Origin of the sequence: Bacillus sp. AY2-1 (genome assembly GCF_008368965.1) — a bacterium.
Taxonomy (GTDB): domain Bacteria; phylum Bacillota; class Bacilli; order Bacillales; family Bacillaceae_G; genus Bacillus_A; species Bacillus_A thuringiensis_S.
Window position 1 is genome coordinate 1 of record NZ_QPEL01000288.1, and the last position, 2220, is coordinate 2220.

Here is a 2220-nt window from a genome sequence, read left to right on the forward strand (position 1 = left end):
CATTTATTTATTTATTTATTTATTCTGATTTCTGGAAAATTTTTAATAGATTCATGTTGAACAAACATACTTTTTAGAAAGAGGGGAGATTATTGATGGATAATCAATTACTATATCAACAGCAAAAAAGAGAAAAGGCACTTGTGATTGGAGCTGGTATTGCAGGCTTACTTACTGCACGCGTGCTATCCAGTTATTTTGAGACAGTGATAGTTGTTGAAAAAGATGAGTTACCTCAAAAACCATCTGAACGTCCAGGTACACCCCAAGACTTTCATCCTCATCGTGTATTACCACGCGGAGAAATAATTATGAACCGTTTCTTTCCTAGATATGTTGATGATTTATTAAATCTAGGGGCTCATAATGTCAAGAATGATAAAATGATTCGATTTTCTCCGTATGGGGCACTGGAACTAGTTATAGAACGAAAAGGTGCAGCAAGCAGTCGAGCATTGTTAGAATGGACAATCCGCCAACGTGTGCAAGAAATTCCTAATGTACATTTTTATTCAAAGCAAGCGGTGACAGGCCTTTTAGCTTCTTCAGATCACAAGCGTGTTATTGGAATTCATATTCAAGAACGAGACGAATTAAAAACAAAGCGAACTGTGTTAACCGATTTGGTAGTTGACACATGTGGTCGTCAATCTAAACTCAATAAATGGCTTACATCTATGGGATATGATGTTCCAGAACCAGAACGTTTAAAGGTGAATTTTGGATATAGCACGAGATATTATAAAGTACCTTCACATATCAAAGAGAAATTGAGTGCAATTTCTGAAGGCAATCCTGCTAAAAACGTTGGTGCTGTAGGGTTATTATATATTGAAGATAACATAGCTCAAGCGCTACTATTTGTTGCTGGAGGTATGCACTATCCACCAACCAATTCAAAAGAATATGAAAAAGAACTGGACTCATTAGTTACCCCTATGATGAGGGAGTTAATTAAAGAGTTAGAACCAATTAGTGTCCCAAGAGGATTTAGAGCGCATGAATCAACTCGTCAACATTTTGAACAAATGGAAAATTGGCCATCTGGATTATTAGTGTTAGGTGATGCTTTTTGTAACTTTGATCCCATTTACGGACAAGGGATGACCGTAGCCGCCATTGAAGCTGAAATGTTAGATACTTGTTTAAAAGAACATTCTACTCATAAACCTGGATTCGAACGCAAGGTGCTGCAACGTATGCAACAGGCTATTGAGCCGGCATGGTGGCTGAGTTCAATTGCGGATTTACGTTGGAAAGGTGTTGAACATGTAGGAGCCGTTCCACTAAAAGGTGTGAGATTTGCACAGAAATATTTTGATTTATACCTTAAACAAGCTGTAAAGCAAGCGAATGAGGGTAATTCATCCATGCTCCAAAAATATATAATGATGAATGGGCTAGTTCATTCGCCTCATGAGATCATTAACTCAGATATGTTAAGGATGTTAATCAATGGAGATGAGTCTTCAGAAGAGGATGAACTTTTGAACGAACTTGGAGAAGTAAATAAGAAAACAATGCAAGAAAGAATACATGAACTCATTCCTTCCTTTACATTAGCTTTTGAGAATAGCGTTCCAAATTTGTTCTCTTCCATTTCAATTTCTAATGTCAAATGAAGAAAAGAAACATTGCTCTAATTAGGGCAATGTTTCTTTTGTTAGATAAGCAGTATTCAAAAGTAGTTATTTAGCAATTATGTTTTTCGAAATATTCTTCTTTAATTATTTGTAATTTTTTTTCGTTTTTTGTTAATTCAAATATAAATAACGCTTTTTTCATGTTATTATCAACATCTTCTTTATTATATTGTTTAAGCTTTAATAAGTTCCAACCCTGTCCATAGTATAATTCACCTAATAAATATAAAGTATTTAGATTAATAGCTAGTTGGATGCCCATATCATTGTATTTTATTGCCTCTTCGTGTTGATTTGCATGACCTAAATTTTTTGCTAAATTGAAAATGATTTTTAATTTAATTTCTTTATCTCTAGGAAAATCTAACTTATTAAAATTATTTAAACATCTTCTTAATATAGTAATACTTTTTTCATATTCTTTATTTTCTCCATGAAATATAGCCATTGTCTGCATAATATCTATTTCTCTTTCTGATAAAAAACCAGAATTGGTTAAAGTTAGTTTTAATGCATGATTTAAAAGATCTAAAGCCGTTTTTATTGATCGCTCCACCATAAATATAGCAATTGCTTC

Annotated in this window: 1 protein-coding gene and 1 pseudogene; one reads left to right on the plus strand and one right to left on the minus strand. The window is 33.5% G+C overall.

Translation table 11 applies throughout. From position 1 onward, the window contains the following. Positions 1-95 precede the first annotated feature (95 nt). Positions 96-1622: an FAD dependent oxidoreductase gene (locus DN403_RS30470; RefSeq protein ID WP_149186104.1), complete on the plus strand. Its 1527-nt coding sequence runs from the start codon at positions 96-98 to the stop codon at positions 1620-1622. A gap of 70 nt (positions 1623-1692) precedes the next feature. Here DN403_RS30470 and DN403_RS30475 read toward each other — a convergent pair. Further along, positions 1693-2220 (minus strand): annotated as a pseudogene (locus DN403_RS30475) (transcriptional regulator); the annotation flags it as partial.

Excerpts from the sequence above, each read along its gene's own strand:
- DN403_RS30470 (WP_149186104.1), top strand. The coding sequence starts at position 96 with ATGGATAATCAATTACTATATCAACAGCAAAAAAGAGAAAAGGCACTT.